This window comes from Ideonella livida, from assembly GCF_010499455.1.
Lineage (GTDB): Bacteria > Pseudomonadota > Gammaproteobacteria > Burkholderiales > Burkholderiaceae_C > Ideonella > Ideonella livida.
In genome coordinates, this window is sequence record NZ_JAAGOH010000003.1 from 67,518 (window position 1) to 94,166 (window position 26,649).

Annotated in this window: 26 protein-coding genes; 20 read left to right on the top strand and 6 right to left on the bottom strand. The window is 70.8% G+C overall.

Annotation, left to right across the window (positions count from 1 at the left end; genetic code table 11):
• Positions 1–77 precede the first annotated feature (77 nt).
• The 6 genes from G3A44_RS03725 to G3A44_RS03750 all read left to right on the top strand — a co-directional run bounded on the left by G3A44_RS03725 (position 78) and on the right by G3A44_RS03750 (position 6,444).
• A complete protein-coding gene (locus tag G3A44_RS03725; protein WP_163456159.1) occupies positions 78–986 on the top strand; it encodes an ABC transporter permease in 909 nt (302 codons plus the stop codon).
• A 14-nt stretch (positions 987–1,000) separates the two neighbouring features.
• Entirely contained in the window at positions 1,001–1,885 is an 885-nt protein-coding gene (locus tag G3A44_RS03730; protein ID WP_163456160.1) for an ABC transporter ATP-binding protein, read from the top strand.
• A gap of 47 nt (positions 1,886–1,932) precedes the next feature.
• Positions 1,933–2,664, top strand: coding sequence for an ABC transporter ATP-binding protein (locus G3A44_RS03735; RefSeq protein ID WP_375138622.1), 732 nt, complete (start codon positions 1,933–1,935; stop codon positions 2,662–2,664).
• 157 nt (positions 2,665–2,821) lie between these two features.
• The gene (kdgD, locus tag G3A44_RS03740) at positions 2,822–3,733 is read left to right on the top strand and encodes a 5-dehydro-4-deoxyglucarate dehydratase (RefSeq protein WP_163456162.1); all 912 of its coding nucleotides are present in this window, start codon (positions 2,822–2,824) and stop codon (positions 3,731–3,733) included.
• A gap of 183 nt (positions 3,734–3,916) precedes the next feature.
• Positions 3,917–4,909 (top strand): Bug family tripartite tricarboxylate transporter substrate binding protein, encoded by a 993-nt coding sequence (locus G3A44_RS03745; RefSeq protein ID WP_310734319.1) that lies wholly within the window; start codon positions 3,917–3,919, stop codon positions 4,907–4,909.
• Between the two features lie 38 nt (positions 4,910–4,947).
• On the top strand, positions 4,948–6,444 hold the full coding sequence (locus G3A44_RS03750) for an aldehyde dehydrogenase family protein (protein ID WP_163456163.1): 1,497 nt from the start codon (positions 4,948–4,950) through the stop codon (positions 6,442–6,444).
• 149 nt (positions 6,445–6,593) lie between these two features.
• Here G3A44_RS03750 and G3A44_RS03755 read toward each other — a convergent pair whose 3' ends face one another.
• Positions 6,594–7,544: a LysR family transcriptional regulator gene (locus tag G3A44_RS03755; RefSeq protein ID WP_163456164.1), complete on the bottom strand. Its 951-nt coding sequence runs from the start codon at positions 7,542–7,544 to the stop codon at positions 6,594–6,596.
• A gap of 133 nt (positions 7,545–7,677) precedes the next feature.
• Between G3A44_RS03755 and G3A44_RS03760 the strand changes: the two genes are divergently transcribed.
• From G3A44_RS03760 to G3A44_RS03825, 14 genes are all read left to right on the top strand, one after another.
• Positions 7,678–8,673, top strand: coding sequence for a Bug family tripartite tricarboxylate transporter substrate binding protein (locus G3A44_RS03760; protein WP_163456165.1), 996 nt, complete (start codon positions 7,678–7,680; stop codon positions 8,671–8,673).
• 27 nt (positions 8,674–8,700) lie between these two features.
• Positions 8,701–9,735 (top strand): 4-hydroxythreonine-4-phosphate dehydrogenase PdxA, encoded by a 1,035-nt coding sequence (locus tag G3A44_RS03765; RefSeq protein WP_163456166.1) that lies wholly within the window; start codon positions 8,701–8,703, stop codon positions 9,733–9,735.
• A gap of 55 nt (positions 9,736–9,790) precedes the next feature.
• The gene (locus G3A44_RS03770; protein ID WP_163456167.1) at positions 9,791–10,963 is read left to right on the top strand and encodes an L-rhamnonate dehydratase; all 1,173 of its coding nucleotides are present in this window, start codon (positions 9,791–9,793) and stop codon (positions 10,961–10,963) included.
• Between the two features lie 8 nt (positions 10,964–10,971).
• Positions 10,972–11,907: a dihydrodipicolinate synthase family protein gene (locus tag G3A44_RS03775; protein ID WP_163456168.1), complete on the top strand. Its 936-nt coding sequence runs from the start codon at positions 10,972–10,974 to the stop codon at positions 11,905–11,907.
• 134 nt (positions 11,908–12,041) lie between these two features.
• Positions 12,042–13,538, top strand: a complete 1,497-nt coding sequence (locus G3A44_RS03780; RefSeq protein WP_163456169.1) for an aldehyde dehydrogenase family protein — start codon at positions 12,042–12,044, stop codon at positions 13,536–13,538.
• A 422-nt stretch (positions 13,539–13,960) separates the two neighbouring features.
• Complete coding sequence (locus G3A44_RS03785) at positions 13,961–14,965, top strand: TRAP transporter substrate-binding protein (RefSeq protein ID WP_163456170.1); 1,005 nt, start codon at positions 13,961–13,963, stop codon at positions 14,963–14,965.
• Positions 14,966–14,988: 23 nt separating this feature from the next.
• Positions 14,989–15,933, top strand: a complete 945-nt coding sequence (locus tag G3A44_RS03790; RefSeq protein ID WP_163456171.1) for a YncE family protein — start codon at positions 14,989–14,991, stop codon at positions 15,931–15,933.
• 4 nt (positions 15,934–15,937) lie between these two features.
• Complete coding sequence (locus tag G3A44_RS03795) at positions 15,938–16,927, top strand: TRAP transporter substrate-binding protein (RefSeq protein ID WP_163456172.1); 990 nt, start codon at positions 15,938–15,940, stop codon at positions 16,925–16,927.
• Positions 16,928–16,929: 2 nt separating this feature from the next.
• Positions 16,930–17,949 (top strand): amidohydrolase family protein, encoded by a 1,020-nt coding sequence (locus G3A44_RS03800; RefSeq protein WP_163456173.1) that lies wholly within the window; start codon positions 16,930–16,932, stop codon positions 17,947–17,949.
• On the top strand, positions 17,928–18,911 hold the full coding sequence (locus G3A44_RS03805; protein ID WP_163456174.1) for an amidohydrolase family protein: 984 nt from the start codon (positions 17,928–17,930) through the stop codon (positions 18,909–18,911). The genes G3A44_RS03800 and G3A44_RS03805 overlap by 22 nt, the downstream gene beginning before the upstream one ends.
• Positions 18,912–18,961: 50 nt before the next feature.
• The gene (locus tag G3A44_RS03810) at positions 18,962–20,002 is read left to right on the top strand and encodes a TRAP transporter substrate-binding protein (RefSeq protein WP_163456175.1); all 1,041 of its coding nucleotides are present in this window, start codon (positions 18,962–18,964) and stop codon (positions 20,000–20,002) included.
• Positions 20,003–20,033: 31 nt separating this feature from the next.
• Positions 20,034–20,537, top strand: coding sequence for a TRAP transporter small permease (locus tag G3A44_RS03815; RefSeq protein ID WP_163456176.1), 504 nt, complete (start codon positions 20,034–20,036; stop codon positions 20,535–20,537).
• A gap of 34 nt (positions 20,538–20,571) precedes the next feature.
• The gene (locus tag G3A44_RS03820) at positions 20,572–21,855 is read left to right on the top strand and encodes a TRAP transporter large permease subunit (protein WP_163456177.1); all 1,284 of its coding nucleotides are present in this window, start codon (positions 20,572–20,574) and stop codon (positions 21,853–21,855) included.
• A 105-nt stretch (positions 21,856–21,960) separates the two neighbouring features.
• Positions 21,961–22,932 carry a class I SAM-dependent methyltransferase gene (locus tag G3A44_RS03825; RefSeq protein ID WP_163456178.1) on the top strand — a complete coding sequence of 324 codons (972 nt, stop codon included), beginning with the start codon at positions 21,961–21,963 and terminating at the stop codon, positions 22,930–22,932.
• 12 nt (positions 22,933–22,944) lie between these two features.
• Here G3A44_RS03825 and G3A44_RS03830 read toward each other — a convergent pair whose 3' ends face one another.
• The 5 genes from G3A44_RS03830 to G3A44_RS03850 form a co-directional block, all read right to left on the bottom strand.
• Positions 22,945–23,538 carry a GNAT family N-acetyltransferase gene (locus tag G3A44_RS03830; protein WP_163456179.1) on the bottom strand — a complete coding sequence of 198 codons (594 nt, stop codon included), beginning with the start codon at positions 23,536–23,538 and terminating at the stop codon, positions 22,945–22,947.
• 114 nt (positions 23,539–23,652) lie between these two features.
• Positions 23,653–24,108, bottom strand: a complete 456-nt coding sequence (locus G3A44_RS03835) for a DoxX family protein (protein ID WP_163456180.1) — start codon at positions 24,106–24,108, stop codon at positions 23,653–23,655.
• Positions 24,109–24,233: 125 nt separating this feature from the next.
• Positions 24,234–25,070: an HvfC/BufC N-terminal domain-containing protein gene (locus G3A44_RS03840; RefSeq protein WP_163456181.1), complete on the bottom strand. Its 837-nt coding sequence runs from the start codon at positions 25,068–25,070 to the stop codon at positions 24,234–24,236.
• Entirely contained in the window at positions 25,067–25,972 is a 906-nt protein-coding gene (bufB, locus tag G3A44_RS03845; RefSeq protein ID WP_239061693.1) for an MNIO family bufferin maturase, read from the bottom strand. The genes G3A44_RS03840 and bufB overlap by 4 nt, the downstream gene beginning before the upstream one ends.
• 33 nt (positions 25,973–26,005) lie before the next feature.
• On the bottom strand, positions 26,006–26,302 hold the full coding sequence (locus tag G3A44_RS03850; protein ID WP_163456183.1) for a BufA1 family periplasmic bufferin-type metallophore: 297 nt from the start codon (positions 26,300–26,302) through the stop codon (positions 26,006–26,008).
• Positions 26,303–26,649 lie beyond the last annotated feature (347 nt).

A 26,649-nucleotide genomic window follows, 5' to 3' on the forward strand; every position in this document is an offset into this window, starting at 1 on the left:
GGCCCCACACCGCCAATCGCCCTTCGCCTGACGAAAGCGCCCCCGCAATGTCCGCCACCAGCCCCCGCTGTGCCGCCATGAATCCGACCGCCTCCCCCCCCGCCAGCCCCAAGGCCGCCGCCGCCGCCTCCGCCGCCACCCAGGAGGTGCGCTCCGAGCGCCGCCGCGCCCTGCGCCGGTTGCTGCGCAATCCGCTGACGCGCTTTGGCATGGCGGTGATCTTCGCCTTGCTGGCCGTGGCCCTGTTCGCCCCCTGGCTGGCCACCCATGACCCGCTGGCGCAGGACCTCAACCGCGCCCTGCAGGCGCCCAGCGCCCAGCACTGGTTCGGCACCGACGAGTACGGGCGCGACCTCTACAGCCGCGTGATCCACGGCGCACGCATCACGCTCTACATCGTGATGCTGGTGACCGTGATCGTCGGCCCCATCGGACTGGCGGTGGGGGTGGTGTCGGGCTACTTTGGCGGCTGGGTGGACGGCGCCATCATGCGTGTCACCGACATCTTCCTGTCCTTCCCCAGCCTGGTGCTGGCCCTGGCCTTTGTGGCCGCCCTGGGCCCAGGTCTGGACCATGCGGTGATGGCCATCGCACTCACCGCCTGGCCGCCCATCGCCCGCCTGGCCCGTGCCGAGACGCTGACCCTGCGTCGCGCCGACTTCATCGTGGCCGTGCAGCTGCAGGGCGCCAGCGCGCTGCGGGTGCTGGGGCGCCACCTGGTGCCGCTGTGCCTGCCCTCGGTGATCGTGCGGCTGACCATGAACATGGCCAGCATCATCCTCACCGCCGCCGGCCTGGGTTTTCTGGGCCTGGGCGCGCAGGCCCCGGCGCCGGAGTGGGGCGCCATGATCTCCGAAGGCCGCCGCACCATGATGGAAGCCTGGTGGACGGTGGCCGCCCCCGGCGGCGCCATCTTGCTGGTGAGCCTGGCCTTCAACCTGCTGGGCGACGGTCTGTATGACCTGCTTGACCCGCGTGGCGAATGAAAGGAACCGCGACCATGAGCCATTCCATCCCAACCCCCTTGGCCCCCGCGCCAGCCCTGGCACCCGCCAAGCCCACCCTGGAGGTGGAGAACCTGCACGTGCGTTTCCGCCAGGACGAGCGCGAGACCCACGCCGTGCGCGGCGTCTCCTTCAGCCTGGGCCGCGAGAAGCTGGCCATCGTCGGCGAGTCCGGTTCGGGCAAGTCCACCGTCGGCCGGGCGCTGCTGGGGCTGCTGCCGCGCAGCGCCCGCATCGAGGCCGACGTCCTGCGCCTGGACGGCCAGGACCTGCGCGGCGCCAGCGAAGCCACGCTGCGCGAGCTGCGCGGGCGGCGCATCTCCATGATCATGCAGGACCCGAAATACGCCCTCAACCCGGTGATGCGGGTGGGCGAGCAGATCGCCGAGGCCTGCCTGACGCACCACCGCGTCAGCCGCGCCGAGGCCTGGGAGCGCACGCTGGCGATGCTGGCCTCGGTGCGCATCCAGGAGCCGGCGCGGGTGGCGCGCCTGTACCCGCACGAGGTCTCGGGCGGCATGGGCCAGCGCGTGATGATCGCCATGATGCTGATCACCGAGCCCGAGCTGCTGATCGCCGACGAGCCGACCTCGGCGCTGGATGTGTCGGTGCGCCAGCAGGTGCTCAACATCCTGGACGAGCAGGTGCGCCAGCGCGGCCTGGGCCTGTTGTTCATCTCGCACGACCTGCCGCTGGTGCGGCGCTTTTGCGACCGCGTGCTGGTGATGTACGCCGGCCGCGTGGTGGAGAGCCTGCCGGCCAGCCAACTCGCCCAGGCTCAGCACCCCTACACCCAGGGCCTGATGGCCGCGCTGCCGCGTCTGCACCAGCCCTGTGACCGCCTGCCCGTGCTGCAGCGCGACCCGGCCTGGGCGCTGTGAGCGCAGCCGCTTCCTTTGTGACGCATTTTGGGAAGACCCCGATGGCGATGATCCAGATCCAAGACCTGAGCCTGTCCTTTGCCGGTGTGCCGGTGCTGCACGGCGTGAACCTGACCGTGCGGGAAGGGGAGGCCTTCGGGCTGCTGGGCGAATCCGGCTCCGGCAAGACCACCGTGCTGCGCTGCCTGGCCGGTCAGTACCACCATTGGCGTGGACAGATCCAGGTGGCGGGTGAGGCGCTCACCCACCGCCTCACCCTGGCGCGCTGCCGCCACATGCAGATGGTGTTTCAGGACCCCTACGGCAGCCTGCACCCGCGCCACAGCGTGGCCACGGCACTGACCGAGCCGTTGCACATCCACCGCCTGGGCGATGTGGACGGGCGCATCGACCGCGTGCTGACCCAGGTGGGCCTGAGCCCAGCCTTTCGCGAGCGCCTGCCGCACCAGCTCTCAGGCGGCCAGCGTCAGCGCGTGGCGATTGCGCGCGCCCTCATCCTGGAGCCGCGTGTGCTGCTGCTGGACGAGCCGACCTCGGCGCTGGATGTCTCGGTGCAGGCCGAAATCCTCAACCTGCTGGCCAGCCTGCGCGAGCGCCACGGCCTGACCTACCTCATGGTCACGCACGACCTGGGCGTGGTGGCTCACCTTTGCGACCGCATTGGCGTCATGGCGGCCGGCCGCCTGGCTGAGGTGCTGAGCCGGGACCAGCTGCGCGCCGGCCAGGTGCAGGCGCCCGCCACCCGGGCCCTGCTGGACGCCTGCGCCGAAACGGCCTGAAACGGCCTGAAACGGCCAACGCCGCCGCCCGCCTGCGGCTGGCGCGGAAGCGGCCGGACCGCATCCGTAGTTCCCCCCAGCACAAAGCTGAAACCACGGCTTGGCGTCGTCCAAGCCATGTTGTACGATGACGTATAACTTACTCGGAGACCCCGCCATGTCCCCCCAAGAGCTCAAGACCGTTCTCGAAGCCGGCCTGCTGTCCTTCCCCCTGACCGACTTTGACGCCCAGCTCAATTTCGAGCCCAAGGGCTACGCAGAGCGTCTGGAGTGGCTGCAGCCCTACGGCGCCTCGGCGCTGTTCGCCGCCGGCGGCACGGGTGAGTTCTTCTCCCTGGAGCCGGGCGAGTACAGCCACGTGATCCAGGTGGCGCTGGACACCTGCCGCAACCGCACCCCCATCCTGGCCGGCGCCGGCGGCCCCACCCGTGTGGCCATCCAGTACGCCCAAGAGGCGGAGCGCCTGGGCGCCCAGGGCATCCTGCTGCTGCCGCACTACCTGACCGAGGCCAGCCAGGAAGGCCTGATCGCCCACGTGCAGGCCGTCTGCCGCAGCGTCAAGTTCGGCGTGGTGGTCTACAACCGTGGTGGCTGCCGCCTGACCCCGCAAAGCCTGCTGGTGCTGGCCGAGACCTGCCCGAACCTGATCGGCTTCAAGGACGGCATCGGCGACATCGAGAAGTTCGTCGCCATCCGCCAGACCCTGGGCGAGCGCTTTGCCTACCTGGGTGGCCTGCCCACCGCCGAAGTCTTTGCCGGTGCCTACAAGGCCATGGGCTGCCCGGTCTATTCCTCCGCCGTCTTCAACTTCATCCCGAAGACCGCCATGGACTTCTACAACGCCCATGCCGCCGGTGACACCGCCACCTGCGACCGCCTGATCCGCGAGTTCTTCCTGCCCTACATCGCCCTGCGCAACAAGGGCGAGGGCTACGCGGTGGCCATCGTCAAGGCCGGTGCCGCCATCGCCGGCCATGCCGCCGGCCCGGTGCGCCCGCCGCTGTCGGACCTCAAGGCCTCGGAGGTGGAAGAGCTGCGCGCCCTGATGGCCCCCCTGGGCCCGCAATAAAGCGCCCGCGTCGGGCCCTGCCCGGCGCGCCCCGTGACACGCCCCCCCAGACCACGACAGCCCGGCCATGACCGGGCTGCGCCCCCCCTTGCCCCTCATGGAGTACCAGGAGACACCCGCATGAAGATGCCCCAGCCCCCCCACGGGCAGGCCCAGCCTGCCACCGACATCGCCACCGCCGACATCCGCATTCCGCGCCGCCAGGTCCACCGCCTGGCCGGCGCCTTGGCGCTGGGCGTCACCCTCGGCGGGACGCTGCTGCCCGGTGCTGCCCTGGCACAGTCCGCCTGGCCGAGCAAGCCGCTGCGCATCGTGGTGCCGTATTCGCCCGGCGGCTCCTCAGACATCATTGCCCGCACCATCGCCCCGCACCTGGAGGCGGTGTTCAAGCAGACGGTGCTGGTGGAGAACAAGCCCGGCGCCAACGGCAACACCGGCAGCGACACCGTGGCCAAGGCCACCGACGGCCATACCCTGCTGCTGTGCGACGTGGGCGCGCTGGCCATCACCCCCTCGGTCTACAAGCAGCTGCCGTTCAACCCGTCCAAGGACCTGCGCGGCGTCAGCATGCTGGCCTACTCGCCGCACCTGCTGGTGGTCCATCCTTCGGTGCCGGCCAATAACCTGCGTGAGCTGGTGGCCCTGTCCAAGAAGGAGAAGATGAACTTCGCCGTGACGGCCCAGGGCAGCGCCCCGCACCTGGCCGGCATCGCGGTGGAAAAGGCCACCGGTGCCGACTGGGCTTACATCCCCTACAAGGGCGGTGCCCAGGCCCTGGCCGATACCATGGCCGGCCAGACCCAGATCGTGATGAACGGCATGCTCGCCACCCTGCCGCATGTGCAGAGCGGCAAGCTCAAGGTGCTGGCGGTGTCCAAGGCCACGCGCGTGGCCCAGCTGCCGCAGGTGCCCACCATTGCCGAGCAAGGCGTGGCGGGCTTTGAGTCCGGCACCTGGCAGGGCGTGCTGATGCCGGCGGGCACCCCCGACGCCGTGGTGCAGAAGGTGGCCACCGAGTTGCAGCGCATCGTGCAGCTGCCCGAGGTGCGCGACCGCCTGCAAAGCCAGGGCGCCGAGGTGCACGTCATGGGTCCGGCCGACCTGGGCCGCTTCTACGAGACCGAGCGCGCGCGCTGGGCCAAGGTGGTGGCCCAGGGCGGTGTCTCGCTGGACTGACCCTCCCTCCGATATCCCCGCAACCTCCTGATCACACCATGAGCACCCTGCAATCCTTCAGCGCCCGCACGGGCGACGTGCTGGCCGAGCTGCCGGCCACCTCTCCTGCAGCGGTGGACGCCGCCTGCGAGGCCGCCGCCGCCGCCTTCGCCCCGTGGCAAGCCGCCACCGGTGCCGAGCGCGCCGCCCTGCTGCGCGGCCTGGCCGCCGCGCTGGAGGCCGACCGCGAAGCCCTGGTGGCCCTGGCCGATCAGGAAACCGCCCTGGGCCCGGTGCGCCTGAACGGCGAGCTCGACCGCACCGCCTTCCAGCTGCGCCGCTTTGCGGACTTGGCAGAGCGCGGCGAGCCCTTCGCCTTCGTGGACGACCCCGCCGTGGCCGGCGCCCCGCCGGCGGGCCACCCCGCCATGCAGCGCTGGAGCGTGCCGCTGGGCCCGGTGGCCATGTTCTCGGCCAGCAACTTCCCCTTCGCCTTCTCGGTGTTGGGCGGTGACACCGCTTCGGCCCTGGCCGCCGGCTGCCCGGTGGTGGTCAAGGCCCACACCGGCCACCTGCAGCTGTCCAACCGCGTGTTCGGCCTGATCCAGCAAGTGCTGGCCGCCCAAGGCCTGCCCGCCGGCCTGGTGGGCCTGGTGCAGGGCGGTGGCCGTGACGTGGGCGTGCGCCTGATCCGCCACCCGGCCATCGCGGCCGGCGCCTTCACCGGCTCCACCCAAGGGGGGGCCGCCCTGGCCGCCGAGGCCGCGGCCCGCCCGCGCCCCATCCCGTTCTACGGCGAGCTGGGCTCGGTCAACCCCACCATCGCCCTGCCGGCCAAGCTGGCCACCGACGGCGCCGCCCTGGCCACCACCCTGGCCGGCTCCATCACCCTGGGCTGCGGCCAGTTCTGCACCAACCCCGGCGTGATCCTGCTGATTGACGAGGTGCAGCCGGAGATGGACGCCAAGGCGGTGAACGACGCCTTTGTGGCCCAGCTCGCCGAAGCGCTCAAGGCCCAGCAGCCGCACGCCATGCTCACCACCGCCATGCGTGGTGCCTTTGAAGCCGGCGTGGCCCATTGGGCCCAGGCCGGGGCCGACATGCTGCTGCAGGAAACCGCCGCCGCCGGCCAGCCGCCGCGCCCGGTGCTGGCCCAGGTCAGCGCGCTGGAGTTCATCGCCAAGGCCGCGCTGCGTGAAGAAGTCTTCGGCCCCAGCAGCCTGATCGTGCGCGCCGCGTCTTTGAGCCAGGCCCTGCAGGTGCTGCAGGCCGTGGGCGGCAGCCTGACCGTGACCCTGTGGGGCGTGGAGCAGGACAGCGACAAGTCCCGCGCCCTGGTGCGCGGTGCCATGGCCATTGCCGGGCGCGTGCTGTTTGCCGGCGTGCCCACCGGTGTGGCCGTGACCGCTGCGCAGCAGCACGGTGGCCCATGGCCCAGCAGCACGCGGCCGGAGACCACCTCGGTGGGCGACGCCGCGCTGGCGCGCTTCCTGCGCCCGGTGTGCCTGCAGGACGCCCCGGCCTGGCTCACCGCCCGCGCCGGCCGTCCGGTCTGACGCACTGCCCCTCTGGCGCTGGGACATGGGGCCGCCCCACAGGATCCCGCGCCTGAGGTGAATCCTCTCCTTCCGGGTGCCGTCGCCCTGAGCGGGTGCCGGCTTCCCTTGCAGCCGCCTGCGGTGTCATCACCCCAGGCGGCATTTTTTTATCCGCCGTCCACGGCCCCCGGCGCCAGGGCATGGAGCAGCTCCAGAAAGCGCCGCGCCGCCGGGTTGACCGGCCGGTCGCGGCGGATGATGGAGCTGTAGGCGTCCAGGCGCCCGGGCAGATCAATCGGCAGCACACACAGCTGGCCGCGGCTGGCGTAATAGTCGGCCAGCGCCGCGGGCAGCACGGCCACCATGGGGGCTTGCGCCAGCAAAAAGCTGGTGGTGAGGATGGACGCCGTTTCCACCAGATCCTGTGGCACATCCACGCCGGCATGGCGGAAGGCCTGTTCCAGCACCTCGCGCATGGGCGAGCCCCGCGGCTGCAGCACCCAGGGCTGTGACATCAGTTCCAGCAGGCCCACCGCGCGGCCGTCCGCCCAGGGGTGCTGAGGCCCCACGACCACCCGCAGGGCTTCGTCGTCCAGCGGCTTGACCTCATGGTCCGCGCGCCGATGGCCTTCGGTCAGGCGGCCGATCACCAAGTCCAGGTGACCGCTGGCCAGCTGGTCCATCAGCAGGTCGCTGGTCTCGGTGTGGATGGAGACCCGCAGGCGTGGCTGCTCGCGCTTGATGGCCACCACAGCACGACTGAGCAGGGTGGGGGAGGGGGCCAGCACGCTGCCGATGTCCAGCGTGCCGCCATCGCCGGCGCGCAGGCCTTCCAAGTCCCGGGCGAGGGCGGTCATCGCGCCGCGCAGCCCTTCAAAGTGCCCCAGCACCGTCTGCCCGGCCGGGGTCAGGCGCAGTCCACGGCCTTCCCGCTCCACCAACCGGCAGGCCAGGGCGGTCTCCAGCTCCTGCAGCATCTTGGTGGCGGCGGGCTGGGTCATGCCCAGCTCTGTGGCCGCCGCCCCCAGCGTGCCGTGCTGCTGCAGGGCCAGCAACAAGGCCACTTGGCGCAGCCGTAGGCGGTTGAGCAGCTGGCTGGCCCGCAATGAGTCGCTCATTTCATAACCCCCGGTGATGGTTCTATGAGATGTTTTCACTATACCGGCATGTATTGTGGGCCTACGATGCCCCTCATGGCTGGTGCAGAAGCCCTGCACTGTGTGCCAACACAACAACGCTGGAGACATGCCGATGACCCCCTTCACCCGCCGCCGCGCCTTGGGCGCCCTGACCCTGCTGCCCGGCCTGGGCGCTGCGCCGCTGCTGCTGGCCCCCGCCGGCGCCCGCGCCCAGGCCTGGCCCACACAGCCGGTGAAGCTGATGGTGGGCTCCAGCCCCGGCGGCGGCACCGACGCCATGGCCCGCACCGTGGCCGACAAGCTGGGCCCCGCCCTGGGCGGCACCGTGGTGGTGGAGAACCGGCCCGGCGTGTCCAACACCCTGGCGGTGGACGCGGTGGCCAAGAGCGGCGACGGCCATGTCATGGTCATGGGCGTGTCCACCGCACACGCGATTGCCCCACACCTCATCCGCCTGGGCTATGACAACGAGCGCGATGTGGTGCCGGTGGTCTACGTGGGCGCCGTGCCCAATGTGCTGGTGGTGGCCGCCACCTCGCCCTACAAGACCGTGGCCGAGCTGGTGGCCGACGCCCGCAAGCAGCCGGGGCGCCTGAACTACGCCTCCTCGGGCAACGGCAGCACCCAGCACATCGCCGGCGAAATGTTCGAGGAGTCCACCGGCATCATCCTCAACCATGTGCCCTACCGGGGCTCGGCCCCCGCCCTGGTGGACCTGATGGGCGGCCAGGTGCAGCTGAGCTTTGACACGCTGGCCTCGGTGCTGCCGCACATCAAGGGCGGCAAGCTGCGCGCCCTGGCCGTGTGCAGCAGCGCCCGCAACGAGCAGCTGCCCGGTGTACCCACCCTGGCCGAGGCGGGTGTGAAGGACGTGGAGATGAGCGCCTGGTACGGCATCTACATGAAGGCGGGCACGCCCAAGCCGGTGCAGCAGCGTGTGCACGACGAGGTCAACAAGCTGCTGGCCCTGCCCGAGAGCCGCGCCCGCCTGGCCACCTTTGGTGCCGACCACCAGCCCATGAGCCAAGCCCAGTTCCAGGCTTTCCATGTGGCTGAGAACAAGCGCTACGCCGACCTCATCAAGCGCCGCAACATCAAGATCGACTGATTCCACGCTCTCACCTGGGCCGCTCCGATGTCTGACTTTTCCCCCCCCCGCCTGCCCGTCGTGGCCCTCACCCTGGGCGACCCCGCCGGCATCGGCCCCGAGCTGATCGCCCGCCTGCTGGCCCGCCCCGAGACCTGCACCACCGCCAACGTGGTGCTGGTGGGCGACCCCTGGCTCTGGGCCGACGGCCAGCAGGTGGCCGGCCTGCGCGCGGCCACCACGCCGGTGGCCAGCCTGGCCGAGGTGCGCGGTCGCGCCGACACCTCGGTGCCCGCCTTCCTCGCGGTGGACTCGGTGCGGCCCGAGCAGGTGCAGCGCAGCGTGGCGCAGGCGCCCGGCGGCGCCTCGGTGCTGCAGGTGCTCAACCGCTGCATGGACGCGGCGCAGGCCGGCCAGATCGACGCCATCTGCTTTGCCCCGCTCAACAAGTTCGCGATGAAGCAGGGCGGCCTGCAGCACGAGGACGAGCTGCACCACTTCGCCCAGTACCTGGGCGTGACCGGCTACTTCTGTGAGTTCAACACGCTGGGCAGCCTCTGGACCTCGCGCGTGTCCTCGCACATTCCCTTGAAGGACGCGGTGAACTGGCTGACCCAGCCGCGCATCGAGGCCGCCGCCACGCTGATCTACCGCTCGCTGCAGGCCGCTGGCGTGGCCGCGCCCCGGGTGGCGGTGGCCGGCTTCAACCCGCACAACGGCGACGGCGGCACCTGCGGGCGCGAAGAGATCGACATCATTGCCCCGGCCGTGGCTGCACTCAACGCCGCCGGCCTGCCGGTGGTGGGCCCGTTCCCGGCCGACACCATCTTTTTGAAGGCCCGTGACGGCGACTTTGACGCCGTGGTCACGCTCTACCACGACCAAGGCCAGATCGCGATCAAGCTGCTGGGCTTCAGCCAGGGCGTGACGGTGCAGGGCGGTCTGCCCATCCCCATCACCACCCCGGCGCACGGCACGGCGTATGACATCGCCGGCCAGGGCCGCGCCAACGTGAGCGCCACCGCCAACGCCTTCGCCATCGCCTGCCGCATGGGCGCCAGCGCCCTGGCCGCGCGCGGCTGAGATCAGCGCCCACCTCCCCATCGATTCCGACTTCTTCCTCGACTGGAACCACCCCATGAAGATCACGTCCGTCCGCGCCCGCGTCTTTGAATGGAAGGGCAAGACCGTCCCGCCGCAGGGCAACTTCTGCTCCAACGCCATGGACCTGCTGTACTCGCGGCAAGAAACCATGAAGACCTTCCGCTTCCACCAGTGGACGGTCGTCGAGATCGAGACCGACACCGGCCTGGTGGGCTACGGCAACGTGGCCCTGGCGCCGAAGGTGGCCAAGCAGATCATCGACCAGTACCTCACCCCGCTGGTGATGGGCCAGGACCCCTGGGACTACGAGTACCTCAGCCAGCGCATGTACCGCGCCACCCACGCCTGGGGCCGCAAGGGCGTGGGCATGGCCGCCATCTCAGCGGTGGACCTGGCGATCTGGGACATCCTGGGCAAGAGCGTGAACAAGCCGGTGTTCAAGCTGCTGGGCGGGCGCACCAAGGAAAAGATCCCCTGCTACTACAGCAAGCTCTACCGCACCGACCTCGACGAGATGCAGAAGGAGGCCGAGACCTTCCTCAAGCAGGGCTTCACCGCCTTCAAGATGCGCTTCGGCTACGGCCCCAAGGACCTGCAGAAGGGCGTGGTGGAGAACCTCAAGAGCGTGGCCGCGGTGCGCGAGGTGATTGGTTATGACACCGACCTGATGCTCGAGTGCTACATGGGCTGGAACCTGGAGTACACCAAGCGCATGCTGCCCAAGCTGGCCCAGTACCAGCCGCGTTGGCTGGAGGAGCCGGTGATCGCCGACGACATCGACGGCTACGCCGAGTTGAACGCCATGAACATCATCCCGATCTCGGGCGGCGAGCATGAGTTCAGCCTCTACGGCTTCAAGCAGCTGCTCGACCGCAAGGCGGTGAGTGTGGTGCAGTACGACACCAACCGCGTGGGCGGCATCACCATGGCGCACAAGATCAACGCGCTGTGCGAGGCCTACTCGGTGCCGGTCATCCCGCACGCCGGCCAGATGCACAACTACCACCTGACCATGAGCACGCTGGCCTCGCCGATGGCCGAGTACTTCCCGATGTTTGATGTGGAAGTGGGCAACGAGCTGTTCTATTACATCTTCGACGGCGAGCCGGTGGCCGAGAACGGCTTCCTGGACCTGCGTGACGACGTTCCCGGCCTGGGCCTGAGCCTGAAGACCGAGTTCCTCGACCAGTTCGACATCACCGAGTGAGCCCGGTCATGCCCACCCCTTCCGCCAGCGCCCCGCGCTATCGGGGCGTCTTCCCGGTGGTGCCCACCATCTTCCACGCCGACGGCACGCTGGACCTGCCCGGCCAGCGCCGCTGCGTGGACTTCATGATCGACGCCGGCTCCCACGGCCTGGCCATCCTGGCCAACTTCTCCGAGCAGTTCGCGCTCTCGGACGCCGAGCGCGAGGTCCTCACCCGCGACATCCTGACCCACGTGGCCGGCCGCGTGCCGGTGATCGTGACCACCACGCACTTCAGCAGCGCGGTGTGCGCCGCCCGCTCGCGCCAAGCCCAGGATCTGGGCGCGGCCATGGTGATGGTGATGCCGCCCTACCACGGCGCCACGCTGCGGGTGGGCGAGGCCCAGGTGCTGGACTTCTACCGCACCGTAGGTGCCGCGGTGGACATCCCCGTGATGATCCAGGACGCCCCCATGTCCGGCACACCGCTGCCCGCCCCGCTGCTGGCCCGGCTGGCGCAGGAGGTGGAGACGATCCGCTACTTCAAGATCGAGGTGCCGCGCGCGGCTGACAAGCTGCGCGAGCTGATCGCCCTGGGCGGCGAGGCCATCGAAGGCCCCTGGGACGGCGAGGAGGGCATCACCCTCTGGGCCGACCTGGAGGCCGGTTGCACCGGCGCCATGACCGGCGGCGGCTTCCCCGACGGCATGCGCGCCATCTTTGACGCCTACCACGCCGGCCGGCGCGACGAGGCCTACGCCCTGCACGAGCGCTGGGCGCCGCTGATCAACTGGGAAAACCGGCAGGCCGGCTTCCTGGCCGCCAAGGCCCTGATGCAGGCCGGCGGCGTGATCGCCTGCGGCGCGCCGCGCGCGCCCTTCCCGGACATCAGCCCCGGCGTGCGCCACGGCCTGCTGGACATCGCCCGCCGGCTGGACCCGCTGGTGCTGCGCTGGGCGCGCTGACGGTGTGCCGGCCTGACCTGCCGGCCCGCGCCCCAGCGGGTCTTACCGCCTGACCGCGGCCCACGCGGGATCCCTTGTGTGGCCCGGCACGGTGCACCCGCACCGCGCCGGGCCGTTTTTCTTCTGGAGCTGTCATGAGCACCCTGCAATCCTTCAGCGCCCGCACGGGCGACGTGCTGGCCGAGCTGCCGGCCACCTCTCCTGCAGCGGTGGACGCCGCCTGCGAGGCCGCCGCCGCCGCCTTCGCCCCGTGGCAAGCCGCCACCGGTGCCGAGCGCGCCGCCCTGCTGCGCGGCCTGGCCGCCGCGCTGGAGGCCGACCGCGAAGCCCTGGTGGCCCTGGCCGATCAGGAAACCGCCCTGGGCCCGGTGCGCCTGAACGGCGAGCTCGACCGCACCGCCTTCCAGCTGCGCCGCTTTGCGGACTTGGCAGAGCGCGGCGAGCCCTTCGCCTTCGTGGACGACCCCGCCGTGGCCGGCGCCCCGCCGGCGGGCCACCCCGCCATGCAGCGCTGGAGCGTGCCGCTGGGCCCGGTGGCCATGTTCTCGGCCAGCAACTTCCCCTTCGCCTTCTCGGTGTTGGGCGGTGACACCGCTTCGGCCCTGGCCGCCGGCTGCCCGGTGGTGGTCAAGGCCCACACCGGCCACCTGCAGCTGTCCAACCGCGTGTTCGGCCTGATCCAGCAAGTGCTGGCCGCCCAAGGCCTGCCCGCCGGCCTGGTGGGCCTGGTGCAGGGCGGTGGCCGTGACGTGGGCGTGCGCCTGATCCGCCACCCGGCCATCGCGGCCGGCGCCTTCACCGGCTCCACCCAAGGGGGGGCCGCCCTGGCCGCCGAGGCCGCGGCCCGCCCGCGCCCCATCCCGTTCTACGGCGAGCTGGGCTCGGTCAACCCCACCATCGCCCTGCCGGCCAAGCTGGCCACCGACGGCGCCGCCCTGGCCACCACCCTGGCCGGCTCCATCACCCTGGGCTGCGGCCAGTTCTGCACCAACCCCGGCGTGATCCTGCTGATTGACGAGGTGCAGCCGGAGATGGACGCCAAGGCGGTGAACGACGCCTTTGTGGCCCAGCTCGCCGAAGCGCTCAAGGCCCAGCAGCCGCACGCCATGCTCACCACCGCCATGCGTGGTGCCTTTGAAGCCGGCGTGGCCCATTGGGCCCAGGCCGGGGCCGACATGCTGCTGCAGGAAACCGCCGCCGCCGGCCAGCCGCCGCGCCCGGTGCTGGCCCAGGTCAGCGCGCTGGAGTTCATCGCCAAGGCCGCGCTGCGTGAAGAAGTCTTCGGCCCCAGCAGCCTGATCGTGCGCGCCGCGTCTTTGAGCCAGGCCCTGCAGGTGCTGCAGGCCGTGGGCGGCAGCCTGACCGTGACCCTGTGGGGCGTGGAGCAGGACAGCGACAAGTCCCGCGCCCTGGTGCGCGGTGCCATGGCCATTGCCGGGCGCGTGCTGTTTGCCGGCGTGCCCACCGGTGTGGCCGTGACCGCCGCGCAGCAGCACGGCGGCCCGTGGCCCAGCAGCACCCGGCCGGAGAGCACCTCCGTGGGCGACGCCGCGCTGGCGCGCTTCCTGCGCCCGGTGTGCCTGCAGGACGCCCCGGCCTGGCTCACCGCCCGCGCCGGCCGTCCGGTCTGAGTCGGGCTGGCGGGCGGGGCAGGGGAGGGCAAGGGAAGGCCGCCCAATTCATAACCCCAAGCAATGGGTTCATGAGATGTTTTCACTATACCGGCATGTATGCGCTGCCTACGATGCATGCCACGGGGGTACCGAGACGGTGACGAACCGGCCCGGGCCCACCGGCACAACAAGGATGGAGACAAGACCCATGAACCGCTGCACCGCCCAGGGGACGCCGCGCACCACGCCCGGCCCCGCCCCAACCGCTCCCCCTCCATGGCGCCGCCCGGCGCCGATGTGGCGCTGAGCGCCTTGGCGGGCTGAGGCCCGCGACCTCCTTCCACCCCACACCCGTTTGTCCCATAGGCAGGGCCGGTGCCACCGGCCTGGCCGGGCTCGTCTCGCCCCGTCTCGCCTAGCGCCCCTTGAAGGTCACCACCATGCAACGCCGTCAGTTCTGCCAGTCCGCTGTCCAACTCTCCGCCGTGGCCGCCACCACCGGTCTGCTGCCCCCCCTGGCCCGCGCCCAGGCCACCGTGCTGCGCCTGGCCCACGCCGGCCCCGAAACCTCGTCTCAGCACCTGGCCGCGCTGGAGCTGGCCAAGGCCGTCAAGGAGCAGTCCAAGGGCCGGCTGGAGGTGAAGGTCTTCCCCAACGGCCAGCTGGGCAATGACGGCACCGTGATCGGTGCGGTGCGCGGCGGCAGCATCGACATGATGATGGCCGGCAGCGTCAACTTCGCCGGCCTCACCCCGGCCATCGGCGTGCTGGACCTGCCCTTTCTGTTCAACGGCGGCCGGCACGCCTATGCCACGCTGGACGGTGCGGTGGGCGCGCAGCTCATGACCGGGCTGGAGGCGCACGGCCTGAAGGGCCTGGGCTGGTTCGAGGTGGGCTTCCGCTGCATCACCACCAAGAACCGCGCGGTGCGCGCGCCCGACGATGTGAAGGGCCTGAAGATCCGCACCACGCCCAACCCGTCGCACATCCAGGCCTTCAAGCTGCTGGGCTGCAACCCGGTGCCCATGCCCCTGGGCGAGCTGTACCAGGCGCTGGAAACCGGCGCGGTGGACGCGCAGGAGCATCCGGTGGCCATCACCTGGTCGGCCAAGTTCTACGAGGTGCAGAAGCACCTGACCATGAGCCGCCACGCCTACACCGCCATGCCGGTGGTGATGACCAAGGGCCGCTTCGACGGCCTGCCGCCCGATCTGCAGGCCATCGTGGTGGAGGCCGCCCGCGCCGCCGGTCGCTTCCAGCGCGACATGAACGCCCGCGACGAGGCCCGCATCGTGGCCGACCTCAAGGCCAAGGGCATGCAGGTGCTGGAGACCTTCGACGCCGAGCCCTTCCGCAAGCTGGTGGGCGCCGAAACCCGCAGGAGCTTCATCGAGAAGAACGGTGACGCACTGCTGAGCGCCATCGACGCCCTGCGCAGCGCCTGAGCCCTGCACCCTCTGGAGACGCCATGTCCGACATCCTGCTGCTGGTGCAGAAATGCGCCCACACCTTCAGCTTTTATGACCTGGCCAGCGGCCAGGCCCTGCAGCATGTGGTGCTGCCCAACTTTCCGCACGAGTTCACCGTGGACCCGGCGCGCGAGCGCGCCTATGTGGGCATCTTCGGCATCGAGACCGCCTGGACCCGCGGCGACGAGGGCGACACCCGCATCGCCGAAATCGACCTGTCCGCGCGGCGGCTGCTGCGCCTGCTCGACCTGTGGCCCTACCGCCGCCCGCACGGCATGGCCTGCGACGCCGCCGGCCGGCTCTACGCCATGAGCGAGGCGCAGGACACCCTGCTGGTGTTTGACCGCCCGCGCGAGCAGGACGTGCCGCACCTGGCCGTGCCCTCGGGCGGCATCAAGACCCACCTGGTGACGCTCGACGCCCAGGCCGAAACGGCCTATGGCATCCACCTGCTGTCCAACACCGTCACCCGCTTCCACCCGCGCGACGCCACCGTGGCCCCACGCGCGGTGATGCCGGGCCCGCGCCCCGAGGGCAACGCCCTCTCACGCGACGAGCGCACCCTGTTCGTGGCCAACCGGGGCGACGACACGCTGGTGGCCATCGACACCGCCACCCTGGCCGTGGGCCGGCGCGTCAAAACCCGGCGCGACCCCAACCGCATCTACCGCCGCGACCTGCCCGACGGCCGCGCCCAGCTGCTGCTGACCAACTCGGGCGAGCAGTCACTCTCGGTCTTCGATGCCGACACGCTGGAGGAGCTGCATTGCCTGACGCTGCCGGCCAACCCCACCGCGCTGTCCTTCCATCCCACGCAGCCGCTGGCCTATGTGTCCTTCCAGGACGACTTTGTGCGCGAGCTGGACCTGCAGCGCTGGCAGTTTGTGCGCCAGATCCGCACCCTGCGCGAGCCCGACGCCTCCTTCGTCCTCACCGGAGCCTGACGCCATGACCTTCACCCGACGCCACCACCTGCAGGCCCTGGGCCTGGGCGCCCTGGCCCTGGCCGGCACGGCCCGCGCCCAGGAGACGGTGCGCCTGCGCCTGGCCCATGCCGGGGCCGAGACCGATTCCCAGCACCTGGCCGCGCTGGAGTTTGCCAAGCGGGTGAAGGCCCGCAGCGGCGGCACGCTGGAGGTGCAGGTCTACCCCAACAGCACGCTGGGCAACGACAACACCGTGCTGGCCGCCACCCGCGGCGGCACGGTGGACCTGATGCTGGCCGGCAACCCCTACTTCACCGGCCTGGTGCCCAAGCTCAATGCGCTGGACCTGCCCTACCTATTCAGCAGTGCCGAGCAGGCCCACAAAGTGCTGGACGGCGCCGTGGGCCAGCAGCTGCTGGGCGAACTGGAGGGCTTCTCGCTCAAGGGCCTGGCCTTCTGGGAGGTGGGCTTTCGCTGCCTGGCCAACAGCCGCCGCCCGGTGCGCCGCGCCGAGGACATCCGTGGCCTGAAGATCCGCACCACGCCCAACCCGGCCCACCTCAAGGCCTTCCAGCTGCTGGGCGCCAACCCGCAGCCCATGCCCTACGCCGAGGTGTACCCGGCGCTGGAGTCCGGCGCCATCGACGGGCATGAGAACCCGCCCATCATCATGGCCGCCTCCAAGATGCACGAGGTGCAGAAGCACCTCTCGCTCACCCGGCACGCCTACACCGCCATGCCGCTGGTGATGCACAAGGCGCGCTTCGACAAGCTCAGCGCCACCCAGCGCCAGTGGCTGGTGGAAGAGGCCGTGGCCGGCGCCCGCTTCCAGCGCAGCTACAACGCCACCCACGAGGCCGAGGTCATCGCCCAGCTGCGCCAGGCCGGCATGCAGGTGGTGGACCAGCCGGACAACGCCGGCATCGCCGCCATCGTGCGCGACGAGACCCGCCGCCTGTATGTCGAGAAGAACGGCGATGCGGTGCTCAAGGCCATTGAGGCGGTGCGCTGACCATGGCCGCCCCCTGGCCCGAGGCGATCCTGGACGCCCACCACCATTTCTGGGACCTGTCGGCCGGCCACTACGACTGGCTGCAGGAGGCCTATGCGCCTGAGCGCTTCATCCTGGGCCCCTACACCGCAATCTGCCGCGACTACCTGCCGCGCGAGCTGCGGGCCGATGCCAGCGGGCTGAACCTGGTGGGCAGCGTGCATGTGGAGGCCGAGCGCGACCGCGCCCAAGCCCTGGACGAAACCCGCTGGCTGCACACCGTGCACGCCCAGCACGGCCTGCCCAGCGCCGTGGTGGCCTGGGTGGACCTGCTGGCCGACGACGCTGAAGCCGCGCTCACGGCCCAGGCCGCCTGGCCCCTGGTGCGCGGCGTGCGCTGCAAGCCCGCCATCCGCCCGCAGCCCGACGGCCCAGCGCCCGACCACAGCGGTCTGGACGACCCGCGCTGGCCCGAAGCCCTGCGCCGGCTGGCCGCCCACAGCCTGCTGTGGGATTTGCGCGTGCCCTGGTGGCACCTGGAGGAAGCAGCCACGCTGCTGGCCCAGGTGCCCGAGCTGACCGTGGTGGTGGAGCACACCGGCCTGCCCTGGGACCGCAGCCCCGCCGGGCTGGCAGCCTGGCAACGCGGGCTGCAGGCCCTGGCCGCGCTGCCTCGGGTGCACCTCAAACTCTCTGAGCTGGGGCTGAAGACGGCGCCCTGGTCACGTGCGCAGAACGTGGCCGTGCTGCGCCACGCACTGGCCGCTTTCGGCTGGGGGCGCTGCCTGTTTGGCAGCAACTTCCCTGTGGCCGGCCTGCGGGCCTCGTATGGCGAGATCGTGCAGACGGTGACCGAAGCGCTGCAGGACGCCACGCAAGAGGCGACGCCAGGGGCGCCGGATGCGCTCCTGCATCAGGCCCTGGCCGCCGTGTTCCACGACAACGCCGCCCGGGTGTACCGCACCGGCCCGGTGGCTGTCACCCCGCCGCCGCAGCCCCAGGCGGCAGGGGAGGGCGCGCCATGCTTGACGAGAGCGACGTGAGCGACTTGAGCCCCTTGCAGGCCGCCCGCTTGGCCTTTCTCGCCAGCGGCGACGAGGCGCTGCTGCCCATCGTGGATGCGCACCACCACTTCTGGGACGTGGGCCGCAACCCGCACCCCTGGCTGCAGCGCCTGCCGCGCATCCCCTTCCGCTACGGCGACTACGGCGCCATCTGCCGCGACTACGGGCCGGCCGACCACGCCCGGCATGCCGGCGCCCACCGGGTGATGCGCAGCGTGCTGATGGAAGGCGAGTGGGACCCGGCCGACCCGCTGGGCGAGGCCCGCTGGGTGCAGGCCCTGGCCGCGCGCGAAGGCACGCCCCATGCCCTGGCCGCCCAGGCCTGGCTGGACCGCGAGGACTGGCCCGAGGTGCTGGCCACCCTGCTGACCCTGCCGATCGTGCGCAGCGTGCGCCACAAGCCGCGCACCGTGCCCCGTGCCGAGCACCACGCCGCCTGGCAGGCCCCCGGCAGCCTGCGCTGCCCGCGCTGGCGTGCCGGCTACGCCCGGCTGGTGGGCACCGGCCTGCTGTTCGAGCTGCAGGCGCCCTGGTGGCACCTGGACGAGGCGGGCGAGCTGGCGCGGGACTTCCCCACCGTGCCGCTGGTGCTCAACCACGCCGGCCTGCCGGCCGAGCGCGACGCCGCCTCGCTGGACGCCTGGCGCCAGGCCACGGCCCGGCTGGCGCAGTGGCCGCAGGTGGTGGTCAAGCTCTCGGGCCTGGGCGTGCCCGGCCAGCGCTGGACGCCTGAACTGCAGGCCCCGGTGGTGCACCACCTGCTGCAGGTCTTCGGCCCCAGCCGCTGCCTGGTGGCCAGCAACTTCCCCGTGGATTCGCTGGTGGCCACGCTCGACGAGATCCTTTCCGGCTTCAAGGCGCTCACCCGCCACCTGCCGCCGCCCGAGCGCCTGGCGGTGTTCTGCGACAACGCCCTGCGCCTGTACCGCCTGCCGGTCTGAGTGACCGGCCCCCGACGGCTTCCGCCCCCAACCACAAGAGGAGACACCCCATGAACCGACGCCTTGCCACCGCCCTCACGACCGCCCTCACGACCGCTCTCTCCACGGCGCTGACCACCGCCTGCGCCGCCCTGCTGCTGGCCGGCCCCGCGCAGGCCCAGGAGATCCGCGCCCGCCTGGGCACCAGCCTGCCCGACAGCCACCCCCAGACCCTGGGCGCCCGCAAGTTCGCCGAGATCGTGGAGCAAAAGAGCCAGGGTCGCATCCGCATCAGCGTGTACTCCGGCGCCACGCTGGGCAGTGACCAGCAGATGCAGTCCGCGCTGCGCGGCGGCACGCAGGAGTTCACCGTGCCCTCCACCGCCACCCTGGCCAACCTGGTCAAGGAGTTTGGCGTCATCGGGCTGCCCTTCTCCTTCTCCACCGAGGCGCAGGCCGACGCGGTGCTGGACGGCCCCTTCGGCCAGGGGCTGCTGGCCCGCCTGCCGGAGAAGGGCCTGGTGGGCCTGGCCTTCTGGGAGAACGGCTTTCGCAACCTGACCAACAGCCGCCGCCCGGTGGCCAAACTCGACGACCTGGCGGGCCTGAAGGTGCGCACGATGCAGAACAACCTCTACATCGACCTGTTCAACGGCCTGGGCGCCAACGCCGTGCCCATGCCGGTCAACGAGCTGTTCACCGCCCTGGAGACCCGCGCGGTGGACGCGCAGGAGAACCCCTACACGGTGATCCACGCGCAGAAGTTCTACGACGTGCAGAAGTACCTCTCGGTGACCGGCCACGCCTATGACGCGCTGGTGCTGCTGACCTCGCGCAAGTTCTGGGACGGCCTCAAGCCCGCCGACCAGGCCCTGGTGCAGGCCGCCGCCCGCGAGGCCACGCTGTACCAGCGCCAGACCAGCCGCAGCCTGAACCAGAGCCTGCGGGCCGAGCTGGCCAAGGCCGGCATGCAGATCAACGAGGTCAGCGAGTCGGAACGCCGCCGCATGCGCGACCGCCTGCGCCCGGTGATCGACAAGCACATCGAGTCGGTGGGGGCCGAGACCGCCCGCGCCTTCTTCGCCGCACTCGACCAGGCGCCCGCGCGCTGAGCGCACCCCGCCGCCGAATCAGGAGCCAAGCATGCTGCCTCGCTTTTTTGTGCGTTTTCTGGAGTGGATGCTCATCGGCCTGCTGGGCGTGATGGTGGTCCTGGTGTTTGGCAACGTGGTGCTGCGCTACGGCTTCAACTCCGGCATCACCTTCTCCGAGGAGGTCTCGCGCTTCATCTTCATGTGGCTGACCCTGCTGGGCGCACTGCTGGCCATGCACGAGCATGCCCACCTGGGCATGTCCAGCGTCATCTCGGCGCTGCCGGTGTGGGGGCGGCGGGTGTTCCGCTTCGCCTCGGACCTGCTGATGCTGGTCTGCTGCGGCCTGCTGGTGCAGGGCACCTGGAAGCAGGTGGTCATCGCCATGGACGACCACGCGCCGGTCTCGGGCGTGCCCATGGGCGTGGTGTTCTCGGCGCTGCTGGTGAGCAGCACGGGCATCAGCTGGATCCTGCTGTGCAGCCTGTGGCGCCAGGTCAGCGGCCGCATGCCGGCCGAGGAACTGGTGATCACGCCCACCGGCTCCGTCGAATGAACCCCCGCGCCCCGATCTCCCTGGAGTCCCTGACATGACGATCGCCGTCTTCCTCTGCTCGCTGCTCGGGGCCATGACCCTGGGCATGCCCATCGCCTTCGCGCTGCTGGTCTGCGCCGTGGCGCTGATGGTGCACCTCAACAACTTCGACACCCAGATCCTGGCGCAGAACCTGCTGGAGGGCACCAACAACTACCCGCTGATGGCGGTGCCCTTCTTCATGCTGGCCGGCGAGCTGATGAACGCCGGCGGCCTGTCCAAGCGCATCATCGCCATGGCCCAGTCGCTGGTGGGCCATGTGCGCGGCGGCCTGGGCTATGTGGCCATCCTGGCCGCGCTGGTGATGGCCAGCATCTCGGGCTCGGCGGTGGCCGACACCGCCGCCCTGGCCGCGGTGCTCATCCCGCTGATGCGCCAGGCCGGCTACGACGTGCCGCGCTCGGCCGGGCTGATCGCCTCGGGCGGCATCATCGCCCCCATCATTCCGCCGTCCATCGGCTTTGTGGTGTTTGGTGTGGCGGCGCAGGTGTCCATCACCAAGCTGTTCATGGCCGGCATCGTGCCGGGTGTGATGATGGGGATGGCCCTGGGCCTGACCTGGTGGCTGTGCGCCCGCCGCGAGGCGCCACCGGTGCGCGAGGCCGACCACTTCGCCTGGTCCCGGGTGGGCCAAAGTTTCCGCCAGGGGGTGTGGGCGCTGCTGCTGCCGCTGGTGATCGTGGGCGGCATGAAGGCGGGTGTGTTCACGCCCACGGAGGCGGCGGTGGTGGCCGCGGTGTACTCGCTGGCCGTGGGCCTGCTGGCCTACCGCGAGCTGAAGCTCTCGCAGCTGCCCGCCTTGATGCTGGCGGCGGCCAAGACCTCGGCCGTGGTCATGTTCCTGGTGGCCTGCGCGCTCGTCTCGGCCTGGCTCATCACCATCGCCGACATCCCAGGCCAGGTGGCCGAGCTGCTGCGCCCCTTCATGGACCAGAAGATCCTGCTGATGTTCATGATGATGGCGCTGGTGGTGGTGATCGGCACCGCGCTGGACTTCATGCCCACGGTGCTCATCCTCACGCCGGTGCTGATGCCGCTGGTCAAGCAGGCGGGCATCGACCCCATCTACTTCGGCGTGCTCTTCATCATGAACAACGCCATCGGCCTGCTCACCCCGCCGGTGGGCACGGTGCTGAACGTGGTGGCCGGCGTGGCGCGGGTGGACCTGGGCCGCGTCACGGTGGGCGTGTGGCCGTTCCTGGTGGCCCAGTCGCTGCTGCTGCTGCTGTTCATCCTGTTCCCGGCGCTGGTGATGGTGCCGGCGCGCTGGTTCTATTGAGGGTTGACGGCGGGCCCCATCTGCTGGGAGCGGCGCGGGGGAGGGCAGGGCGGCGCAGGAACGTGCGGACGGGTCCACAATCCGCGCCCCGTGGAACCTACCGAAATGAACACCCCCCCCGCCCCCGTCCCCGGCTTGACGCCCGGTGCCCTGCCTACCGCCCTGCTGCAGGCCATCGCCGCCCTGCAGCCCAGCGCCCAGGCCCAGCGCCTGTTTCACGGCCGCGGTGGCCTGCACCCGGGTGAGGAGGCGTGGACGCTGGACGCCTACCCGCCGGTCTGGCTGCTGACCCACTACGGGCCGGTGGATGAAGTGGCACTGGCCGCTGTGGGAGAGGCCCTGCAGCGCCGCTGGGCCCAGGTTGGCGCCGGCCAGCCGCTCAACCTGGTGTTCCAGCAGCGCGACGAAGTGCGTGCCGACACCCGCGTGCTGTGCGGCACGGTGCCCGAGGACCACGCGGTGGCGGAGGACGGCGCCCGCTACGCTGTGCATCTGCTGCGCGGCTTCAACCACGGCCTGTTTCTGGACATGGCCGAGGGACGGCGCTGGCTGCGCGCCCAGGCGGCGGCGCGGCCCGGCGCGCGCGTGCTCAACCTGTTTGCCTACACCTGCGCCTTCTCGGTGGCGGCGCTGCAGGGCGGCGCCAGCCAGGTGCTGAATGTGGACATGTCACCCGGCGCCTTGGGCATTGGCAAGCGCAACCATGCGCTCAACGGCCTGTCGGGCCGGGCCAGCTTCCTGCCCTATGACGTCTGGAATTCCTGGGGCAAGCTCAGCCGCCAGGGGCCCTACGACCTGCTGGTGGCCGACCCACCGGCCTACCAGAAGGGCAGCTTTGTGGCTGAAAAGGATTGGGCGCGGCTCCTCCGCCGCCTGCCGGGCCTGCTGGCGCCTGGCGGCCAGGCCCTGCTGGCCCTGAACGCGCCCCGCTACAACGAAGACTTCCTGCGCCAGCTCCTGGCGGTGGAGGCGCCCGCCCTGACGGTGCTGCAGCGCCTGCCCAACCCGCCAGCGTTTGCGGATGTGGACCCGCAACGGGCGCTCAAGGTGCTGATCGTGCAGGCGCCGGGCGCATGAGCCCCATGGCGCTCAACGCGGCCTGTCCAGCTGCCACTGCAAATGGGCCTTGACGGCCGGCCAGTCGGGCGCAATCACGCTGTAGACGCAGGTGTCGCGCAGGCTGCCGTCGGGCAGCTTCTGGTGGTGGCGCAGCACACCGTCGAGCTTGGCGCCCAGGCGTTCAATGGCCCGCCGGCTTTGCTGGTTGAAGAAGTGGGTGCGGAACTCCACCGCAATGCAGCCCAGCGTTTCAAAGGCATGCTGCAACAGCATCAGCTTGCAGGCGGTGTTAAAGCCGCTGCGCTGCACGCTGGCTGCCGTCCAGGTGGAGCCGATCTCCACCCGCCGGTTCGCCGCGTCGATGTTCATGTAGGTGGTCATGCCGCGCACGGTGCCACCGGCATCCACGCTGACAAAGGGCAGCATGCTGCCCTTGGCCTGCAGGTCCAGGCGGCGCTGGATTTCGGCACGCATGCCCTCGGGGCTGGGCACGACGGTGTACCAGAGGCGCCACAGTTCTCCATCTTGGGCAGCCGCCACCAGGGCGTCGTGGTGCTCCGGCAGCAGCGGCTCCAGGCGGGCCAGGGGGTGGGTGAGGGTGACGGGGGCGGGCCAGGTGGACATAGAGACGGCGAGGAGAAGCGCAGGAGGGGCGGCGACAAGGCCGTGCCGGCCAGCATACCCGCCCGCCCCCGCGGCCTGGAAAGCGCCGCGGGTGTCCAGCCCCGCCCACGGCCTCTAGTGCCGGGCGGTACCTGCCCAGCGTCGTGCCAGCAGGTGGTCCAGCGAGAGCCGACCCGGCCCCAGCGCCATCAGCCACAACAGCCCGGCGGCCCAGGTGCCGTGTGTGGCATAGGCGCCGGGGTAGACCAGCAGTTGGATCACCGCCGTCATGCCCAGCAGCCCCAGGGCCGCCAGGCGGGTGCCCAGACCCAGCAGCAGCAAGACGGGCAGCACATGCTCGGCCGTGGCCGCCAGGACGGCGGCCACGGCCGGCGGCAGCAGGGGCAGGCGGTACTCGTCGGCAAACAGCGCCACGGCGCTGTCGGAGAGCCGGGGCCAGCCCAGCACCCATTCACCGCTCACCAGGTTGATCACCAGCCCACTGACCTTGGTTTGCCCGGAGAGCCAGAAGGTGGCAGCCAGCGCAAAGCGGGCCAGCAGGGCAATGCCATCGGCGGGCAGCTGGCTCATCAGGCCATTCAAGCGCCGCACCAGACGGGAGGCCAGACACACCGCATGAGACGCAGTGGAGGAGGCCGCGGGGGTGGCCAACGGCGCTGAGGCGCTTGGGTTGGTCGCGTTGACAGGGCGCGTCATCAGGGGTTCTCCCAGAGCAGATCCGCCCACACCTCGTGGGCCAACAAGTCGCCCAGGCCGCGGCCCAGGTCCAGCGCAGGTTCAGCCGCCAGGGCCTGGGCAGCGGCCCGGCCCAGAGGCTGGCCCTGGCCACAGGCCTCCAGCAGCGCAGTCAGGCCTGGGCCCAGGGGCAACAGACGCAGGCGGTCGTCCACCCGCAACAGCAGGGCCGCCTCGGGTTGGTCCATGTCCAGCTTGGCCAGCCGCGCGGCCAGGCCGGCGGCCGGGTCTTCCTCAGGCGCCTCGGGCGCCTGATGGGCGCGCCAGAAGCTCGGCACCGCCCAGTCTGAGCGCAACACCGCCGCGCCGCTGCGCAAGGGCAGGCGCAGGCGCGGCAGCGCATCGGGTTGCGCCAGTGCCGCATGCAAGGTGCCAGCCGCCAGGGGCGTGTCATCGGCCGCATGCAGCGCCGCCTGGCCAGCCAGTTCCAAGCGCACCAGATCGGCCAGCCAGGGCAGTCCCGCGGCGGGGGGAAAGCCGCGCAAAAAATCCGGCAGCGCCTGCCCATAACCGGCCAACACCGGGCTGCAGGGGGGATGCTGGCGCACGAACACCGCGGCCATGGCGCGAAAGAATGTCTCTCCGACAGCGGTTTGCGTCACCGGCAGGCTGCTGGCCAGCACATCCACCAAGCCGCTGACGACGTTATGGCGGTGCACCGCAAAGCGGCGCGCCACGCCGGGCCCCCCACCCGGTGCGCCCAAACCGGCCGGCACCGGCAGGTCGGGGTCCAGCAAGGCCGCCACCCAACGCGCCTGCACGCTGTCCGCGGGCGCAGGGCAAGCAGTCGGTTTCATGCCACCTCCTGCGCGGGGCGCGCCGGCCGTGGATCCCGGACAAGAGGCAAAGCGGGCCTCGGGCTGCCCGCCAACAGCCGGTCGGCCTGCGCCGCCTCGGCCAGCAGGCGGTCCAGCGGCGGCAGGTCTTGGTCCCATTCAATCAAGGTGGGCACCGCGCCGCGCCGGGCCACCACCTCGGCCAGCAAACCCCACACCGCGTCGTCCACCGGGCTGGCGTGGGTGTCCAGCAGCAGCACGCCCGGGGTCACGTCGGCCGCCCGGGTGAAGCCGGCCAGGTGGATCTGCTCCACCGCCTCCAGCGGCCAGTCGTCCAAAGCGGCCAGGGCGCTGAACCCCAAGTTGACGCTGCTCACATGGAGGTTGTTGAGGTCCAGCAGCAGGCCGCAACCGGTGCGGCGCACCAGTTCCCGCAAGAACGCGGGCTCTGTGAACTGCGACGCTTCAAAGGCCAGATAGGTCGACGGGTTCTCCAGCAGCAGGCGCCGGCCCAGCCGGGTCTGCACCTGGTCTATGTGGCGGCACAACCGGTCCAGCGTGGGCCGGTCGTACGCCACCGGCAACAGGTCGCCCAGGTAGTGCCCGCCATGCCCCCCCCAAGCCAGATGCTCGGAAAACACGCTGGGCTGATAACGCGCGATCAAGGCCGCCAAGCGGTCCAGATGGGCGACCTCTGGCGCGGACGCACCCGCCAGGCCCAGGCCCACCCCGTGCAGGGCCAAGGGCCAGCGCGCCCGCACCTGATCCAGTTGCCGGGGCAACGGGCCGCCGGCCACCATGTAGTTCTCGGCATGCACCTCCACAAAGGCAGGCGGCGGCGCCGAGAAGTCGCCGCTCAGCAGACCGGCGGCGTGGGGCATGCGCAGCCCGATGCCGGCGCGGGCCGGCAGCGTCGGCGCCATGCACGAGAGTGACTCACAGGCGGCCGGCATGGATCACTTGGCCCCGAAAGCCATCAGCTGGCCAAAGCCACTGGGCGAGGTCTTGGAGGCAGTCTTCTCGCAGCTGCCCTTGGGCACGTAGCTCCAAGCATTGCCCTGGTAGTCCATCTTGGAGGTGCCGGCGCACGTGGTGCCCGGGCCGGCGGCGCAGTCGTTCTTGCCCTTCATGGCCACGCCGTAGCACTTCTCTTTCTCGGCCGCCTGGGCCAAGGCGGGTTGAGCGGCCAATGCCGTGGTGAGGGCCAGGGCGAGAGAGGCAGCGGGCAAAACGGTGGAATGACGAACGGACATCGGAAGGCTCCAACAGAGAAGAGGTGGGAAACACGCTGGCCGGCGGCCAGGTGGGGGGCGAATCGGCGCCGGCTGGGCCGGCTGCCACTCCGGCACCTCCTCGGTAGTCGCCTCGGCGGGCCATTTCTGACAGTCTTCTTGTAAGTGGAAACCCTAGTCTCGATGGCCCCCACCGGACAGGCCGGCGCGCAGCCGGCTGACCGGCCCGCGGCCGGTGGACACCGCCAGGGCCGCCACCAGACGTTTCATCAGACCTTCCGCCCGCCGCGCCATACACCTGAGGCTGGAGCCGCACAGGCGCCGTTCGGCCTTCGGCGTGCGCAAGTGCCCACGGCAACAAGCATTTG

Bases quoted from the DNA above. Each gene is read 5' to 3' on its own strand.
- G3A44_RS03725 (WP_163456159.1), top strand. From the start codon at position 78: ATGAATCCGACCGCCTCCCCCCCCGCCAGCCCCAAGGCCGCCGCCGCC.
- G3A44_RS03730 (WP_163456160.1), top strand. From the start codon at position 1,001: ATGAGCCATTCCATCCCAACCCCCTTGGCCCCCGCGCCAGCCCTGGCA.
- G3A44_RS03735 (WP_375138622.1), top strand. From the start codon at position 1,933: ATGATCCAGATCCAAGACCTGAGCCTGTCCTTTGCCGGTGTGCCGGTG.
- kdgD (WP_163456162.1), top strand. From the start codon at position 2,822: ATGTCCCCCCAAGAGCTCAAGACCGTTCTCGAAGCCGGCCTGCTGTCC.
- G3A44_RS03750 (WP_163456163.1), top strand. From the start codon at position 4,948: ATGAGCACCCTGCAATCCTTCAGCGCCCGCACGGGCGACGTGCTGGCC.
- G3A44_RS03755 (WP_163456164.1), bottom strand. From the start codon at position 7,544: ATGAGCGACTCATTGCGGGCCAGCCAGCTGCTCAACCGCCTACGGCTG.
- G3A44_RS03760 (WP_163456165.1), top strand. From the start codon at position 7,678: ATGACCCCCTTCACCCGCCGCCGCGCCTTGGGCGCCCTGACCCTGCTG.
- G3A44_RS03765 (WP_163456166.1), top strand. From the start codon at position 8,701: ATGTCTGACTTTTCCCCCCCCCGCCTGCCCGTCGTGGCCCTCACCCTG.
- G3A44_RS03770 (WP_163456167.1), top strand. From the start codon at position 9,791: ATGAAGATCACGTCCGTCCGCGCCCGCGTCTTTGAATGGAAGGGCAAG.
- G3A44_RS03775 (WP_163456168.1), top strand. From the start codon at position 10,972: ATGCCCACCCCTTCCGCCAGCGCCCCGCGCTATCGGGGCGTCTTCCCG.
- G3A44_RS03780 (WP_163456169.1), top strand. From the start codon at position 12,042: ATGAGCACCCTGCAATCCTTCAGCGCCCGCACGGGCGACGTGCTGGCC.
- G3A44_RS03785 (WP_163456170.1), top strand. From the start codon at position 13,961: ATGCAACGCCGTCAGTTCTGCCAGTCCGCTGTCCAACTCTCCGCCGTG.
- G3A44_RS03790 (WP_163456171.1), top strand. From the start codon at position 14,989: ATGTCCGACATCCTGCTGCTGGTGCAGAAATGCGCCCACACCTTCAGC.
- G3A44_RS03795 (WP_163456172.1), top strand. From the start codon at position 15,938: ATGACCTTCACCCGACGCCACCACCTGCAGGCCCTGGGCCTGGGCGCC.
- G3A44_RS03800 (WP_163456173.1), top strand. From the start codon at position 16,930: ATGGCCGCCCCCTGGCCCGAGGCGATCCTGGACGCCCACCACCATTTC.
- G3A44_RS03805 (WP_163456174.1), top strand. From the start codon at position 17,928: ATGCTTGACGAGAGCGACGTGAGCGACTTGAGCCCCTTGCAGGCCGCC.
- G3A44_RS03810 (WP_163456175.1), top strand. From the start codon at position 18,962: ATGAACCGACGCCTTGCCACCGCCCTCACGACCGCCCTCACGACCGCT.
- G3A44_RS03815 (WP_163456176.1), top strand. From the start codon at position 20,034: ATGCTGCCTCGCTTTTTTGTGCGTTTTCTGGAGTGGATGCTCATCGGC.
- G3A44_RS03820 (WP_163456177.1), top strand. From the start codon at position 20,572: ATGACGATCGCCGTCTTCCTCTGCTCGCTGCTCGGGGCCATGACCCTG.
- G3A44_RS03825 (WP_163456178.1), top strand. From the start codon at position 21,961: ATGAACACCCCCCCCGCCCCCGTCCCCGGCTTGACGCCCGGTGCCCTG.
- G3A44_RS03830 (WP_163456179.1), bottom strand. From the start codon at position 23,538: ATGTCCACCTGGCCCGCCCCCGTCACCCTCACCCACCCCCTGGCCCGC.
- G3A44_RS03835 (WP_163456180.1), bottom strand. From the start codon at position 24,108: ATGAGCCAGCTGCCCGCCGATGGCATTGCCCTGCTGGCCCGCTTTGCG.
- G3A44_RS03840 (WP_163456181.1), bottom strand. From the start codon at position 25,070: ATGAAACCGACTGCTTGCCCTGCGCCCGCGGACAGCGTGCAGGCGCGT.
- bufB (WP_239061693.1), bottom strand. From the start codon at position 25,972: ATGGCGCCGACGCTGCCGGCCCGCGCCGGCATCGGGCTGCGCATGCCC.
- G3A44_RS03850 (WP_163456183.1), bottom strand. From the start codon at position 26,302: ATGTCCGTTCGTCATTCCACCGTTTTGCCCGCTGCCTCTCTCGCCCTG.